Here is a 14,701-nt window from a genome sequence, read left to right as displayed (position 1 = left end):
ATCCAAATCCTGGGGTGACCCCAATAAGTTAGAGTTTTTGCTTTATTTATTCCTAGTAGCCGACGGCTAATCAAGCAGCGTGTGAATGTCCTTTATTTATTCTAAAGGTTACTGGCGACTGACGGTCGAGTTTTCTTTTCAATCGAACGTGATTATAGTCGTCGATGTAGTCTTCAATATCTTTTTTCAATTCTTCAAATGATTTTAAAGGTTCACCGTAGTACATTTCCTGTTTCATAATACCGAAGAAACTTTCCATTGGTGCATTATCAAGACAGTTTCCTTTTCGGGACATGCTTTGAAAGACTTTATTCTCTTTCAAACTCTTCACCCACTTTTTATTCTGATAATGAAAACCTTGGTCTGAGTGTATTGTCGTACGGTAACTGGCATGCTTATTTATAATCGTCATAGCGTCATCAAGAGATTCCATTACAAAGCTAACTGTTGGAGAAGCAGAGATACTGAACGATATAATTTCTTTATTGTACAAATCCAATATTGGACTAAGATATAGTTTCTTACCATTCTTGCATTTCATCTCAGTAATATCGGTCAATAGTTTCTGAAGAGGTATAGAGGTCGTGAACCTACGGTTTATAAGGTTCTTGGCTACCTTACCAACAGTGCCTTTGTAGGAACTATATTTCCTAGTTTTTCGTGAAAATTTGACACATTTCAATCCTAATTCCTGCATGATCCGCTGTACTTTTTTATGATTAATTTTATGGCTCATAGCGGTTAATATATCATGAATGCTTCTATAGCCTACTCTTTCTTTTCTATCTTCAAAAATCTGAGTAATTATTTCTTTCCAGAATAAATCAGGGTCTTCCTGATTCAATTTCTTAACATGATAGTGATAAGTGGCTTCGGGTAATTTCAAGACAAGGAATATGTCTTTCAATTTAAATCCTTCCTGGACAAGTTTGTACGCCGCTTTTGTTTGTTCTTTTCTGGAAGGCGCTTGTCCTGAAAAGTCTCTAGCTTTTTTAAATAAGAGTTCTCCAAACGGAGAAGTTCATTTTCACGCTCTAGTTCCGCTAAACGCTTGGCATCAAATTCTTTGATCTTTCGTTTTTTTAACTTTTCTTTTTCTTTTTTTCGACGTTCGATCTCAGCCATAGGGGGACGTCCTCTCGTTTCCTTCAGGGCCTCCACACCATCTCTCTGGACTGTTTTGTACCAGCCACTAACCGTAGTACCAAATCGAATGCCAAAGGCATCGGCCGTTTTTTGATAAGAGAGCCCTGTTCTTTCTTTATATCTTATTACATCTAGCTTGAATTGAACAGGGAAGACAGATTGTTTCTCTGCTTCTTTGAGGCCTTCTTTCCCGAATTGCTTATACAAGCGAACCCAGGTTACGACGTTGGTTGGCGTAGAAAGTTGGTATTTCTCAGCTAAGCTTTCATACGTTTCATTGCCATTTAAATACTCATTAACCACTTTAAGCTTGTATTCAAAAGTGTATTTTTTCATTGATTCTTCCTCCAAATAATTTGAGTTTTTAGCTCTAACTTTTGGGGGTCAGACCATCCGTTTTAGTACAAGTTAATATTTAATCCCCTTCTTAACTTGTCTCAATAGTGGTTTGGTAACTAGTTAATTTACATTTTCCACCATATGGCGAGTTGAAAACTGCTCAAGTTGTTAAATTGGTATTCTTCTCTTATTCTGCTAAGCTTAATAGACACCACTGTACAGACGACTTAATAATGGTTGTTCTTGTGCAATGAAATGGAGGAGATTATTTTGCGTTTAAAGAATTACAAAGTTATATCGTTGGTCGATCATGATTTTGATGATTTAGAACTGTGGTATCCTGTTCTCCGTTTACGAGAAGAAGGTGCTCAAGTCGATTTTGTCGGACCAGAAGCTAAGCAAACGTATACTGGAAAAGATGGCGTTCCTGCTGAATCTGATTATGCTTTTGAAGATGTTAACCCAGAAGACTATGATGCCGTTATCGTTCCAGGAGGATGGGCTCCTGATAAACTTCGTCGTTACCCAGAGGTTATTAATATAGTCAAGCATATGAACGATCATAACAAAGTCATGGGACAAATCTGCCATGCTGGTTGGGTATTGATTTCTGCTAATGTTTTAGAAGGAAAAACAGTCACCAGTACGCCAGGTATCAAAGATGATATGCGGAATGCTGGCGCAACTTGGGTGGATGAACCGGTTGTGACAGATGGTCAGCTTGTTTCAAGTAGAAGGCCACCAGATTTACCTGACTATTTACCTGAGCTTATTAAAACGATGGAAAAATATCGTCGATAAGAACGTGAATGGTTCATAAAATGACGTAGCCTAACGTATCCTTAAATTAAGAGTAAAGCACGGATTCTGTTTAAATAGAATCCGTGCTTTTCATTAAATGATAGTATACTATCTGATCCACTTCTCCTTGAGTTAAAACAGATGAAAAGAAGGGAAGGTTGTGTTGATATGGAAGTTATTTTAGTCAGACACGGCATTGCGGAAGATAAAGATTTAAGGGATGACGATCTCAAAAGACAGTTAACTGATAAAGGAAAAGAAGAAGTTGAACAACTCATGCCAGAATTAATGGGGAAGTTTGAAGACAAAGATAAAGACTCCATTCTCATTTGGTCCAGCCCAGCAAATAGAGCCTTAGAAACAGCTCATATTATTTCTAGTGAATTTGAAATCGAACAGAGTACAGTTCATGATTTTATTTATGATGGCGATTTTCATTCTTTTTCAAAAGAATTATCGAAAGAACTGAGTAACAATACTAAGGAAACCACTATATTCGTGGTTGGTCACCAACCGTCTTTAGGACAGTGGTATACTCAATTAACAGGTGATATAGTGAAAATTAAAAAGGGCATGTTTCTAAGTGTTGACGTGCAAAGTGTTACACCCATTGTGGCGAATCCTAAATGGACACTCCGTCCTTAATAAGCAAAAAAGAAGGAACAACATTGAGACATCTTCTCTCAATGGGCTGATCCTTCTTTTTCTATCTAGTCTCCATTATGTGAACAGTAAAAGAAGAAGCAAGATAAATGACTCGGTTTATTAAACATAACCACTGAACTCTTCATAGAATGCCTCTATCCGGTAGACATTCTTTCTACTGATAATACTGCGCTTGTGCGCTCCACAAATCTTTGTATTTGCCATCTTCTTTAACCAGCTCTTTGTGAGTCCCTCTTTGTATGACTTCACCTTTATCAAAAACAAGTATGTCGTCACAAAACTTGGAGCTGGAGAGTCTGTGGGAAATATAAAAAGCCGTCTTATCTTCTACTAAGTTATCAAAATTCTGATAGATTTCAAATTCAGTAATAGGATCCAATGCAGCAGTTGGTTCGTCCAGTATCATAACTGGTGCGTCTTTGTATAAGGAGCGGGCAATAGCTAACTTTTGTTCCTGTCCTCCAGAGACGCTTTGACCTGAGTCATCAAATTCAGTTCCGAGGTACGTATCCAACTGATTAGGCAGTTTTCTGACAAAGTCTCCCAAGCCCACCTTATCAAGGGTGGTCATGACTTTATTATGATCAAAAGTCGGATGGACTGAAACGTTTTGTCCTAAAGAAAAACCGACTAAATGATAGTCTTGAAAGACAACCCCAAATAAATTGAAGTATTCTCTTAAATCATACTTTTTTGCATCGATTTTATTCATTTTAATTGTGCCCTCTGTCGGTTCGTATAAACGAGTCAGTAATTTGATAAAGGTCGTTTTACCTGAACCATTTTCTCCTACGATGGCGTACTTCTTCCCTACCTCAAAACTCTCCGTGATGTTTTTCAAAACAGCTTCTTCAGAGCCTGGGTATGCAAAACTCATATTTTTGATAGCGAAGTGGTACTCGTTATCCAATCGTTTTTCTACAGGTAGACTGCCGACGACCTCTTCATCTGGCAAGTCCATAAATCGATAGTACTCCTCCAACTCATTGGGAGAAGAGATCATCATCATCCCGTGTTGGATGACATCTGGCAAGGCAGAAACCATTTGACTGAGTGCACTCGACAATTGAATGATTAAAGCTACAGGCAATGCTCCAAACAAGACGAGCAATCCAACGTAAGCATAAGTAAGATACGTCATGATTTGAAACAACCCAGTCATTGGGACCATCATTGCTCTAAAGCGCTTGTAGTTTTCCGTTAATAATTTTCTGGTATAGTCTGAATCAGCTTGTTTATTTTTAATCATTTTATCGGTTAACTTATAAAGCCGTATTTCTTTTCCAGATTGGGTATCATTTAAAATGCCATATTCATAGAAAAAAGTAGCATTAGACTGTTTTAACTCTGCTAACATAGCCGTCAATCTTTTACCTGACTTTTTAGAAATAGTTACTTGGATGACGACGCTGATTGCTATTAGAATTAGAAATACTAAGATAATGAACCCAGGATGCATCCACCAAAAACCATCTGGTAATGAAGTTGTGTTAATAGAAAACAACGGAGATAACAGAATAATACCCCATATAATACTAATCAGCTTCGGTGTCATTTCATGTACCCTAACGTTAATCATTGGTAGAGAAGACTGGCTACTCATCATATTTCGGTTAATCAGTTCCAGTTGCTCCCTCACTTCTGAACTTTCGGCGTAATGGTAATGCATTGTTAGCATCTTCTTATTGGGTTCCGCAAAGAGCTTTCTTAATAGCAGTGACTCCTCATTAGTAACTAAGGGTTCTAACCACCCCGCGATTAACTGTAAGACAAACAGAATACTTAAAAATTGAACAATCAAGCTCGGTATGGCAGTTAAGTCGTTTCTCGTCAACGCATCCACAATTAGAGTCATGTAGATGAATCCAATAAAAGGCAAGCTAGAACGTGCGATGGATTGGATAAAGAATAAGGTATAATACCTCTTCCCTATGTTGAATAAGTCTTTGAATGCACGTTTAAATATGGCTAATCTCTTCATTAAATTACACCTCCTGTCGCAATTTGCTCGTCTTCAGTTTCGACTTCTTCTTTATCATGCTTATAATAATAGGCTTGTGCCTCATATAAATTATAGTAATTCTGTTGATTCGACATCAACTCATCATGTGTCCCTACTTCTGTTATTTCACCATGTTTCAAATAAATAATTCGGTCACAAAAACGAGTAGACGATAGTCGGTGCGAGATAAAAATAGATAGCTTGTCTTTAGAAAAGTGGAAATAATCTTGGTATATTTGGTGTTCTGCAATCGGATCGAGTGCAGCGGTAGGCTCATCAAGTAAAAGCACAGGCGCATCTTTATATAAAGCTTGAGCCAACTTCAACTTCTGTAACTGCCCTCCTGATAAATTAACCCCATCTGGATACACGGCACGGACAATTTTCGTTTCATCTTTAGTCTTAAATCGCGAAATAATATCGGTCATCCCGCTTAGTTTCAGAACCCGTTTGTATTTCATTTCATCAAAAAGTAACCCTTGTATAATGGTCTCTTTAATCGAATACGTCAGCAAAAACTTCTCCTGGAATACAGGTGCAAACAAGGAATAATACTCAGAAATATTGAACTCACTTTGTGGGATACCATTTATATAAATCTCTCCACTATCCGGCTTGAGTAAACCAGCTATTAAATTCGTCAAAGTAGATTTTCCCGCTCCATTTTCTCCTACTATTGCTAAGTTTTCATATGGGGAAATGGTCAAAGAGACATTTTTTATCGTTGGTTGATCAGTATTGGGATAGGTGTATGACACATTCCTAAGTTCGATTGAAATAGCTTTATCAGGTAATGCCTTTCCTTCTTTATGATTAAACACCTCGCCTTGCGACATAAAGTGATCATATTTTTTCGTTTCGTTTAAACTGGTATTCATTTTTCCCAAAGCGTTAATAAACGTAATAATCGTTTGAGCTAATATTGTTACCGACCCCGCAAATACAACAAAGCTTGATACAGGAATCACTCCTGTCGCTATTAGTTGTACACTTCTAATATAAGATAGTGCGGATAAACCAATTATCCCCATATTGACCAAGCTGCTCTCAGTCCATGTCAATTTGACTTTAGATTTATGAATAGCATGGTAGTCGTCAATTGTTTGATCCTCGACTTGCTTAAACCAACTTTGCATTTGAAATATTCGTACATCTTTTGTGATGCGCGATTCGCCATAAACATTTCTCAAATATCTCAACTTTTGAGTATTAGCTGCTTTAGCTGAGAAAAGTGACTTATCCATCTTGACTTGCCATACATTAAAGACGACAACAATAAGCAAAAAGACAGCAACTAATATAAGAAATAGAGATTCCAACTGACTTAAGATGTTGATATATAGAAGAACCCCGACAAATGAGCTGAATAATTCGATGGTCTCCATAACCAGTCGGCCAAAAAGTGTCTCGTTATTATCCGTTAATTGGCTAGCATTATTGTATCTTTCCTGTGCTTCTTTGCCAATAATTAAAGGGTAGTCCAAGGTTAGGTATTTCTTTTGAATCTTATTTCTCATAAAGTCTCTGAAATGGTTCTTATTTTCTTCTACATAAATCATAAAATAATGCTGACCCATCTGAGCAATACCAATAAGCACAATGAAACCCAACAAGTTTATCAAGTAATCTTGAATGGCAATACCTTCCAGTAACCACTGAATGACAAAAGCTGACAGCAACAATTGCAGCAAGGGTAAAGCTGCTCCAGTAATTGTCGCTAATAAAATAGCAATAAACACCGTTGGTTTAAATTCGTATAATTCCTTTGACAATAGTTTTGTGTACTTTACTTTTTCCTTCATCTCTCTCACCTCAATCGTATCTTATCAAATAAAATACACTCCTGTTTCAGAAGTGTACGAATGGTTCATATTTGGTTACGAACGGTTTTAAAGAGGTAACGTCACCTCTGTTGCAAACACGCCCTCTTCCCATTTACGGTTGACCATCCCTTGGTATTTTTCCACTGCCTGATCGACTCGGTACAAACCGTAACCTTGTTTATTCAGGCGCTTGAGTGATAAAAATGAAGGTTTTGGATTTTCTGTCATCGTATTGGTCACACTAATGTATAACGTGTCTTTCATCGGTGCAATATATAACCGAATAAAACGATCTTCGCTTTCTTTTGCGCCTTTTACCGTTGCTTCAATGGCATTATTTAAAAGATTACCTAAGATAACCGCTAAATCAACGTGTTCAATGCTTAACTCTTTTGGAGCAATAGCGGTCGCAAACAGTTCAATCCCTTGATGTTTAGCGGTCGTTAATTTAGTATTCACTATTGCATCAATCATCGTGTTACCCGTTTGAATAATCGTGTCAACTTGATTAAGTTCGTTGGTTAGTTGTTTAATATAAGCATTTAACTCATCGTAACGCTTATCATGCATTAAGGTGTGCATGACTTGTAAATGATTTCTGTAGTCATGCCGAATGCCTCGCATCTGGGTATAAATCGTTTCTACCTCAACACTGTACTGGTCGAGCTCCTGCTCTTGTATTTTGTAGTAATCCACCGTTTGCCTTTGTTTCATTAGGATAATCAGAAAAATTACTGTTATTATAAGTAAGACGCTTAGCCATATCCCGTTAGTCATTATAGAACACCGATCCTTTGTTATATGCTATAAAGGTTTCTTGGACATCTTTTGCCATACGTCTGGAAACCGGAACGATTTGTCCATTTGATAATTCGACATCCGTTTTCAGCAATCGATTGATGTGAGCCACGTTGACTAGATAACTGCGATGAGTCTGGATAAACTGATCACTTAATTGGTCAGTTAACTCTTTTAATGAACGCGTCACTGTTACGACCTGATTAGTTAAGTGAATCTCGCATTCACGTTTAATCACTTCGACGTAAAGGATCTCTTCAAGAAATAGTTTAACCAGCTCTCCTTCAGATTCAACGGTGATGGATTTTTTGATAACAGGTTGCTTAGTTAAATGCCTCTGAATAACCTGTTTAATCTTATCCACTTTAATCGGCTTGAGCAAATAATCCTTTGCTTGTACTTCATAACCTTGAACGGCATATTCAGCAAAAGCTGTTGCGAATACGATCGTCATTTCCTTGTCTGTTTCCCGAATCTTTTTGGCCACATCTAGTCCGTCGACTTGTTCCATCTCAATGTCTAAGAAGACGATATCCAATGGCATAAGGTCCTCTAATTCAAATAAAAAGGCTTCTCCACTGGGAAAGTGATTTAATCGGACTGATACGCCCAATTCGTTTGCTGCCTGATTAATTAAAGTTTTCATTGAGCCTATTTGAATCGCTTCATCATCCACAATTACGATATGTAATTCATTTAACATAAGGGTCCTCCTTAATCGAGACGTAGTGTTTCTTTTAGTTTATCATATGTTTAACCAAGTCATTGTAGGCGCTTTTTGCTTTCAGCTATAATAGACTTGTAAATGTACAGTCCACTACATTAATACAAAAAGGATGGAGAATATGACCGAATCAATTTTAGCTATTACCGGGCCAACCTCCGGCATTGGAATGGGTGCAGTAAAAGCTTTGGCTTCTGAGTTCGACAGGATGATCTTGTTGTGTCGTAATCTAGAAAAAGGTGACCGCTTAAAGCATGAGTTGGTCGAATCTAATAAAAAACTAGAGGTTACGATTATTAAATGCGACTTGAGCGAATTAGACTCTGTTGAAAAAGCATCTCAAACCATTATTAATCAATTTAGTCACATCGACTGCTTGATAAATAATGCTGGAATGATCTCATTAACTAATAAAGAAAGTGTCGACGGCTATGAGTTGATGATGGCGACTAATTACTTAGGACCATTCTTGCTGACACATCACTTATTGCCTCTTGTCATGAACAGCGAACGTAAACAAGTCGTTATCGTATCATCTGGTGCTTATAAATTTGTTCCGATGAAGCGTCCTTTTTTCCAACCTAAACAGTTTAATGCAATCACTGGTTACGGACGCTCCAAACTCGGCACTTTATACTTAGCACAAGAACTTCACGAACACTATTCACGGAATGGACTCAAGACAACCGCTGTACACCCCGGCATGGTTTCCACCAATATTGGAAAAAACAATGTCAGCCAAAAAGTAGGCGATACCGTTTTTAACCTTTTGAACCCCTTTTTTGTCACTATTGAAGAAGGAGCAAACTCTGTCGTTTCAGCTGTGTTACACCCTGACATTTATGCTGGCGTTTATTCGCACGAGGGTACCGTAGCTCCGGTGAAAAAACATGGCGGTGATTTTAACATGCGGCGAGCTTTCATCGACGCAACACTTAAGGAATTAGGTCTTGCACAACTTTAAGTCAAGCGAGTTAAATGACTTCATTCACTAATTCTTTTAAGACAGGAATGACGTCTTCATCAAACCACGGATTGCGTTTAAGCCAGCCTATATTCAACGGCGATGGGTGAACCAATGGAAAATAATCTGGTAAATACTGTTGATAGCATTTCACTGTTTCAGTTAGATTTTTCTTGCGACTCTTTCCTAAATAATATTTTTGAGCATAACTTCCAATTAATATAGTGGTTTCAATTTCTGGCATCTCTTTTAACAATAAGGGATGCCATTTTTCTGCAAAACCCTTCCTTGGAGGCATATCGCCCGTCTTAGCTTTACCAGGAAAATAAAAATCCATCGGCAAATGAGCAATTTTATCGGTTGAATAGAACGTTTCTCTTGAAATCCCCATCCACTCTCTCAAGCGGTCTCCACTTAAATCATTCCAAAACAACTGTGTTTCTTCTGCTTTCCGGCCAGGTGCTTGCCCAACGATAGCAATCCGTGCCTGTTTCGATACTTTAAATAGTGGCGGGATACCCTTTTTCGTAAATGCCTCATTCAGTGGATCGATCATGATTTGATGGTTGATTTCTTCAAAAGTAGCCAACTTTTTATCCCCCCCCTCTTAACCCAATTTATTTTCCCATTCTTCTCTTAACATACCCATTCTGATTGAATCATAGTAATGATTATTGTAATAGCGTACTTTACGGATACGAGCTTCCATTTGCATGCCGACTTTTTCAGCTACACGAATCATTCGTTGGTTTCCGGACCATGTTGTTAACCCTACTCGAACCAAAGGGAGCGTTTCAAACAAGTGATTGATCCATAATGCTAACGCACGAGTGCCTATCCCTTGTCCCCAACGTTCAGATTCATAAAGCAATATACCTATCTCTAACCATTTTGACGGTTCATGCTCCCAATAGTAAGTCACGGCTCCCATCACTTTTCCATCCACTTCAATTGCCCAACGATCCGCTTGATTCACCCAGGAATCAGACTGCTTCATAAATTCCTCGTACGTCTTTGAGTGATGAGGGTAATAAGGTGCATCCCATTTTTTCCACTCAGGTGAGTCCTCTTTAAATACTAATGTCCAAATCGTTTTTAAATCTTTTTTTTCAAAGGGTCGAATGACCACATGATTGTCTCTATACATCGTGTCCTCATTTCATTTAGTTTGACTTTGTCAGGTACTCACTCTCAATATATATTGCATTAGCCGTACATCTTCTCCTAAATAATTTTCGGTTCCCATTTTACTTACGTGTTCAAAACCAATTCTCTCAAGCATTTTTCTGGAACGCAAATTCGTTTCGTGAGTTTCTGCTATGAACGTATTTATCCCTAAATGATTATTGCCGTATTCAATCATTAATTTAACCGCTTGATAGCCTAGACTTTTACCCCACAAATCAGTCTCTCCGATAGCAATACCTAATTCAGCTGTTTTTTTAGACATCACAGTTAAGTCAGTATAACCTATCAATTTCCCTTGCCGTTCAATCCCTAAACGTATGAGATTATTGGGGAGTTTTTCTACTAACCCTTCCCACCATGAGTACAGCTCATTTCTATCTCTATCCAATTCCCATCCATTAGTTCTACAAAACGTCTCATTTTGACTCCAAATTAAAATTGTTTCAAAGTCTTTTAAAGTTATAGGCCTTAATATGAGTTCATTATGTTTAATAGTAATCATTCCCATCAGTGTTTCGTTTGATTAGCTCACTGTAATCTGTAGTGCAATACATATTCATTCCATTCTTCATTAAATGAATGGTCTACAAAGCCTAATAATCTTAATAATTCTCCCATAACCTCATTACCCTTAACGTAATCTGCAATTAAGGTCGTGTATCCTTCTTCGTTTTTAGCCATCTCAATCACCTTTTGGATAGTCTGTTTGCCGTACCCTTTCCTTTGATGGTGTCTGTCAATCATCATCCGCCAAATCATATACTCCTTTTCTGCTGCATCTAAGTCGAGAAGGATAAAGCCGACTACCTCATCTCCATCTTGAATGGCATAAGGAAAAACGTCACCTTCGTTACGGTAATAATAGCAATCTGCAAGCGACCTAACATTTGGCGCAACAAATTGACCCTGATTGTCAGCCACCTCTAATTTTAATACGTTTTCATAATTATCTTTATTTATCGATACAAAACTTATCACTATAATCTCTTCCATTTCTAATTATACATTTTTTATAGTATACCATTAGAATTCGCTGTTCGCTGATAGACTATTAAAAAAGGTTGCATCTCCATTTAAGTAGATGCAACCTTTTTTCTTAATTCCATTGTAGCATATAATAAAATGCATTATTAGACTTTTTTTTCATGCTTTTGTGACATACAATAAATGAACATCACTATGAAGGAGAGATTAAATGCAACTAGGATTGGGGCGGAATGAAGTCAGATTGGTACCACATCATTATACTTGGAACGAAGCGTTCGATAAGGTAAAGAGGGATTTAATCAATCAAACGTCTTTAGAAGAACATCAAATAGAACATATTGGAAGTACTGCAATTAAAGGTATTCAAGCTAAACCCATAATAGATAGTTTAGTCGGTATTCAGTCCATTGAAGGCGACATATCCCTATTGGAGAAAGAATTGAGATCTTGCGGGTTTTACCGACTTCATGTAGAGAGACCAGGAGAGATTGTCTTTGCCCGTTTCACGGATAAGACGTTCACTGTGAAAACTCATTATATTCATTTAACAACTATGAATGGCGATTTATGGAATGAGCTACTCTTTTTCAGGAATTATTTAAATGCTCACTCGAGTAGCCGAGAGGAATATGAATCAATTAAGGTCTATTATGCACAAAAGTACAAGGATGACATAGAAAAGTATACGGATGCCAAACAAGATTTTGTAAAGTCTATTCTATCTAAAAGAAGCTAATAACCCCCCTCACCATTTGGTGATTGTAATAGTTTACGGTAGCTTTTCTCAATGGCAAATGCTCCGATTGGTGCAGTAAGTAAGATGGCGACTACTGCCACAGTCAGTATAAGTTCCCCGCTTGCTAAACCTACTGCCAAAGGTATACCACCAATTGCTGCCTGAACGGTCGCTTTCGGGATATAACTGAAGCTGACAAAAAGCTTTTCTTTTCCATTTAGCTCCGATGGAAGCAAGCTTAAACACACCCCCAACATACGGAATATGAGAGCTAAACCGATAAGTAAGACGACTGCTAGTCCAGCCTCAAGGGCGTATGGTATATTGACGGTTGCTCCTACTAAAACAAATAACAGAATCTGAGCCCCTAGCCATAATTTATTGTATTTGATAGATAATCGATCTGCTAATTCTGAATAGACATGCTTGAGTGTTAATCCCATAGCCATAATTGCCAATAGGCTTGAAGTTGGTAAAATACCTGTCAGTAGTCCTTCTAATTCCAATAGGAAAAATGACACGCTAAGTAAGATAAGGACTTTTAAGGTATCACGCATGTGAAAATGACTGAAAAACAAGTGCATTCCTTTACCCACAGCGTAACCAATTAAAATGCCAGATACAATACTAATGGGCAGACTCATTAAGGTTGATATAGAGATGGCTTCTCCCCCGGCTAACGATAAGAATGAAGTGAATAAAACGATCACGAAGGCATCATCAAGAGACGCTCCTGCTAAAACCAGTTGAGGGACTTTTTTATCCTGCCCATACCCATGGTCCATCACCATCAACATAGAGGGAACGACCACTGCGGGTGAAACAGCTGCTAAAACAGTTCCAAGCAAGGCTGCATCAATTAGCGGCAATCCAAATAGAAGAGGCGCTAAAATAATGACCGCAATTATTTCAAAACTTGCTGGCACACAGCTCATCAATAAAGCCGGTAAACCAACTTTCTTTAAATCTTTAACGTTCAATGATAATCCTGCACGGAACAAGATAATCACTAGGGCCATTTGCCTTAAGTCATTGGAAATAAGAAGGATAGAACTGTCTAAGGCGTTTAATACATATGGCCCTAAAAGTATGCCCGTTAGAATCATTCCTATAAGACTTGGCAAGCCTAGTCGCTTCAAGAACCACCCTAGAGCCAATCCTACAATTAAAATTAAAGCCACACTTGTTAACATTGATTGACTCCTTTTATCCAACTAATGGAATGTATAATATTCAACTCTTTAAAATGATTATAACATACCCACTTGTTCTACTTACCTGTGGTTGAAGACTATCATTGTAATATTAAGGTGTTTAACTTATAATTAGTAAGCAATCGCTTATTATAGTTACAAGGAGTGTTTAGATGAAAGTCGAATTTTTCCATGACGTTATTTGTAGTTTTTGTTTTCCAATGTCTTATCGAATGAGAAAAGTTGCTGAAAAGTATTCTCGATTAGATATTACCCACCGTTCATTTGCACTAGGATGGGAAAAAGATCAATTTATTCAAATGTTTGGGTCTCACGAAGCAGTTAAGCCAGAAGTGATGAATCACTGGAAACACGCAAATGAAAATGATGAGTTGAGCCGATTTAACATCGATGGTATGAAGGACAAGGACTTCTTATTCCCTACCTCTAAAAATGCCTTGAAAGCAGCTAAAGCAGCCGGATTATTAAATGGTCAGCATGCTTATTGGGAAATATTTGATGTCCTTCAGCATGCCCTATTTGTAGATAATAAAGATATCTCTAATCTAGATATCATTGAAAAAATTATTGAACAATCATCGATTGACAGTTCTTCTTGGAAAGAACAGTTTGAAAGCCCTGAAACAGAACAAGCAGTGCTTGAAGATCTAAGACTTGTGGAGAATTACGGTATAAAAGGCGCTCCAGCGTTGGTTATTGAAGGTAAATATTTAATCAGTGGCGCACAACCACAAGAAGTCATTGAAGAAACGATTGAACAGATCGCAGAAAAAGAAGGCTTACAGTTAACCGGCCTTCAATTAATGGGAAGCAATGCAGATGCCTGTCAAATAGTAGACGGTAATTGGCAGTGTGATTAAATTATATAAAAAAAGCCCTCAATTCAAAGAGGGCTTTTTTGTGATTATTAAGTAAGTATGTCATATTTTATTTAACTTATGTAATAGGCGACCCCATAGCGATAATAAAGAAATAACTATATAGAGTTTTTCTATGAAAAGACAGAAAAAAAGACAACGTCTTTTGAACGTTGCCTTACTTAGGAAGCCACTTGCCGGGCTTGAACCGGCGACCTCATCCTTACCATGGATGCGCTCTACCTGCTGAGCTAAAGCGGCGTCTAATTATTTCCAACAAAAAACTCCGCAAGCAGGGCTCGAACCTGCGACAACACGATTAACAGTCGTGCGCTCTACCAACTGAGCTATTGCGGAATAAGGTTTTTTATAAAAAAAAAGAGCTGCACGGCAACGTCCTGCTTTCACAAGGGGAAACCCCTCACTATCCTCGGCGCTGGGAAGCTTAACGGCTGT

General features: G+C 37.9%; 15 protein-coding genes, 2 tRNA genes and 1 pseudogene. 5 read left to right on the top strand and 13 right to left on the bottom strand.

Annotated elements, in window-relative coordinates; genetic code table 11:
• Nucleotides 1–70: 70 nt before the first annotated feature.
• Nucleotides 71–940: pseudogene (locus C3945_RS07050) on the bottom strand (IS3 family transposase); the annotation flags it as partial.
• Nucleotides 904–1,482 carry a helix-turn-helix domain-containing protein gene (locus C3945_RS07045; RefSeq protein ID WP_161878994.1) on the bottom strand — a complete coding sequence of 193 codons (579 nt, stop codon included), beginning with the start codon at nucleotides 1,480–1,482 and terminating at the stop codon, nucleotides 904–906. The gene C3945_RS07045 and the pseudogene C3945_RS07050, both read right to left, overlap by 37 nt.
• Nucleotides 1,483–1,755: 273 nt before the next feature.
• On the opposite strand from C3945_RS07045, the gene C3945_RS07040 reads away from it, so the two are divergent.
• Together C3945_RS07040 and C3945_RS07035 are read left to right on the top strand one after the other, a co-directional pair.
• On the top strand, nucleotides 1,756–2,286 hold the full coding sequence (locus tag C3945_RS07040; protein ID WP_161878993.1) for a type 1 glutamine amidotransferase domain-containing protein: 531 nt from the start codon (nucleotides 1,756–1,758) through the stop codon (nucleotides 2,284–2,286).
• Between the two features lie 168 nt (nucleotides 2,287–2,454).
• Nucleotides 2,455–2,931 carry a SixA phosphatase family protein gene (locus C3945_RS07035; protein ID WP_161878992.1) on the top strand — a complete coding sequence of 159 codons (477 nt, stop codon included), beginning with the start codon at nucleotides 2,455–2,457 and terminating at the stop codon, nucleotides 2,929–2,931.
• Between the two features lie 175 nt (nucleotides 2,932–3,106).
• Here the strand turns inward: C3945_RS07035 and C3945_RS07030 are convergent, their stop codons facing one another.
• The 4 genes from C3945_RS07030 to C3945_RS07015 form a co-directional block, all read right to left on the bottom strand.
• Nucleotides 3,107–4,933, bottom strand: a complete 1,827-nt coding sequence (locus C3945_RS07030) for an ABC transporter ATP-binding protein (protein WP_161878991.1) — start codon at nucleotides 4,931–4,933, stop codon at nucleotides 3,107–3,109.
• On the bottom strand, nucleotides 4,933–6,756 hold the full coding sequence (locus tag C3945_RS07025) for an ABC transporter ATP-binding protein (protein ID WP_161878990.1): 1,824 nt from the start codon (nucleotides 6,754–6,756) through the stop codon (nucleotides 4,933–4,935). The genes C3945_RS07030 and C3945_RS07025 overlap by 1 nt, the downstream gene beginning before the upstream one ends.
• An 87-nt stretch (nucleotides 6,757–6,843) precedes the next feature.
• Nucleotides 6,844–7,491, bottom strand: a complete 648-nt coding sequence (locus C3945_RS07020; protein ID WP_161878989.1) for a sensor histidine kinase — start codon at nucleotides 7,489–7,491, stop codon at nucleotides 6,844–6,846.
• Nucleotides 7,492–7,546: 55 nt separating this feature from the next.
• A complete protein-coding gene (locus C3945_RS07015) occupies nucleotides 7,547–8,278 on the bottom strand; it encodes a LytR/AlgR family response regulator transcription factor (RefSeq protein WP_161878988.1) in 732 nt (243 codons plus the stop codon).
• A 142-nt stretch (nucleotides 8,279–8,420) separates the two neighbouring features.
• Here C3945_RS07015 and C3945_RS07010 point away from each other — a divergent pair, with 142 nt between their 5' ends.
• On the top strand, nucleotides 8,421–9,263 hold the full coding sequence (locus C3945_RS07010; protein WP_161878987.1) for an SDR family NAD(P)-dependent oxidoreductase: 843 nt from the start codon (nucleotides 8,421–8,423) through the stop codon (nucleotides 9,261–9,263).
• Nucleotides 9,264–9,273: 10 nt separating this feature from the next.
• Here C3945_RS07010 and C3945_RS07005 read toward each other — a convergent pair whose 3' ends face one another.
• Genes C3945_RS07005 through C3945_RS06990 form a run of 4 tightly spaced genes read right to left on the bottom strand, consistent with a single transcriptional unit; the run spans nucleotide 9,274 to nucleotide 11,429 of the window.
• Nucleotides 9,274–9,852, bottom strand: coding sequence for a uracil-DNA glycosylase family protein (locus C3945_RS07005; RefSeq protein WP_442862166.1), 579 nt, complete (start codon nucleotides 9,850–9,852; stop codon nucleotides 9,274–9,276).
• Nucleotides 9,853–9,870: 18 nt separating this feature from the next.
• Nucleotides 9,871–10,410, bottom strand: a complete 540-nt coding sequence (locus tag C3945_RS07000; protein WP_161878986.1) for a GNAT family N-acetyltransferase — start codon at nucleotides 10,408–10,410, stop codon at nucleotides 9,871–9,873.
• A gap of 30 nt (nucleotides 10,411–10,440) precedes the next feature.
• A complete protein-coding gene (locus C3945_RS06995; RefSeq protein WP_202623314.1) occupies nucleotides 10,441–10,953 on the bottom strand; it encodes a GNAT family N-acetyltransferase in 513 nt (170 codons plus the stop codon).
• A 26-nt stretch (nucleotides 10,954–10,979) separates the two neighbouring features.
• Entirely contained in the window at nucleotides 10,980–11,429 is a 450-nt protein-coding gene (locus C3945_RS06990) for a GNAT family N-acetyltransferase (protein WP_161878984.1), read from the bottom strand.
• Between the two features lie 217 nt (nucleotides 11,430–11,646).
• On the opposite strand from C3945_RS06990, the gene C3945_RS06985 reads away from it, so the two are divergent.
• Nucleotides 11,647–12,174, top strand: a complete 528-nt coding sequence (locus C3945_RS06985) for a GrpB family protein (RefSeq protein WP_161878983.1) — start codon at nucleotides 11,647–11,649, stop codon at nucleotides 12,172–12,174.
• On the opposite strand, the gene C3945_RS06980 is transcribed toward C3945_RS06985, so the two are convergent.
• Entirely contained in the window at nucleotides 12,171–13,367 is a 1,197-nt protein-coding gene (locus C3945_RS06980) for a cation:proton antiporter (protein WP_161878982.1), read from the bottom strand. The genes C3945_RS06985 and C3945_RS06980 overlap by 4 nt on opposite strands.
• Before the next feature lie 173 nt (nucleotides 13,368–13,540).
• Here C3945_RS06980 and C3945_RS06975 point away from each other — a divergent pair, with 173 nt between their 5' ends.
• Nucleotides 13,541–14,248 (top strand): DsbA family oxidoreductase, encoded by a 708-nt coding sequence (locus C3945_RS06975; protein WP_161878981.1) that lies wholly within the window; start codon nucleotides 13,541–13,543, stop codon nucleotides 14,246–14,248.
• A 185-nt stretch (nucleotides 14,249–14,433) separates the two neighbouring features.
• On the opposite strand, the gene C3945_RS06970 is transcribed toward C3945_RS06975, so the two are convergent.
• Nucleotides 14,434–14,506, bottom strand: a tRNA-Thr gene (locus tag C3945_RS06970).
• 23 nt (nucleotides 14,507–14,529) lie between these two features.
• A tRNA-Asn gene (locus C3945_RS06965) sits at nucleotides 14,530–14,602 on the bottom strand.
• Nucleotides 14,603–14,701: the final 99 nt, after the last annotated feature.

Origin of the sequence: Alkalibacterium sp. MB6 (genome assembly GCF_009935905.1) — a bacterium.
Taxonomy (GTDB): domain Bacteria; phylum Bacillota; class Bacilli; order Lactobacillales; family Carnobacteriaceae_A; genus Alkalibacterium.
Note: the sequence above shows the minus strand (reverse complement) of the source record. Positions and strands in the feature narration are given on the sequence as shown.

Excerpts from the sequence above, each read along its gene's own strand:
- C3945_RS06995 (WP_202623314.1), bottom strand. The coding sequence starts at position 10,953 with ATGATTACTATTAAACATAATGAACTCATATTAAGGCCTATAACTTTA.
- C3945_RS07045 (WP_161878994.1), bottom strand. The coding sequence starts at position 1,482 with ATGAAAAAATACACTTTTGAATACAAGCTTAAAGTGGTTAATGAGTAT.
- C3945_RS07015 (WP_161878988.1), bottom strand. The coding sequence starts at position 8,278 with ATGTTAAATGAATTACATATCGTAATTGTGGATGATGAAGCGATTCAA.
- C3945_RS07000 (WP_161878986.1), bottom strand. The coding sequence starts at position 10,410 with ATGTATAGAGACAATCATGTGGTCATTCGACCCTTTGAAAAAAAAGAT.
- C3945_RS06980 (WP_161878982.1), bottom strand. The coding sequence starts at position 13,367 with ATGTTAACAAGTGTGGCTTTAATTTTAATTGTAGGATTGGCTCTAGGG.
- C3945_RS07035 (WP_161878992.1), top strand. The coding sequence starts at position 2,455 with ATGGAAGTTATTTTAGTCAGACACGGCATTGCGGAAGATAAAGATTTA.
- C3945_RS06985 (WP_161878983.1), top strand. The coding sequence starts at position 11,647 with ATGCAACTAGGATTGGGGCGGAATGAAGTCAGATTGGTACCACATCAT.
- C3945_RS06975 (WP_161878981.1), top strand. The coding sequence starts at position 13,541 with ATGAAAGTCGAATTTTTCCATGACGTTATTTGTAGTTTTTGTTTTCCA.
- C3945_RS07025 (WP_161878990.1), bottom strand. The coding sequence starts at position 6,756 with ATGAAGGAAAAAGTAAAGTACACAAAACTATTGTCAAAGGAATTATAC.
- C3945_RS07020 (WP_161878989.1), bottom strand. The coding sequence starts at position 7,491 with ATGAAACAAAGGCAAACGGTGGATTACTACAAAATACAAGAGCAGGAG.
- C3945_RS07030 (WP_161878991.1), bottom strand. The coding sequence starts at position 4,933 with ATGAAGAGATTAGCCATATTTAAACGTGCATTCAAAGACTTATTCAAC.
- C3945_RS07010 (WP_161878987.1), top strand. The coding sequence starts at position 8,421 with ATGACCGAATCAATTTTAGCTATTACCGGGCCAACCTCCGGCATTGGA.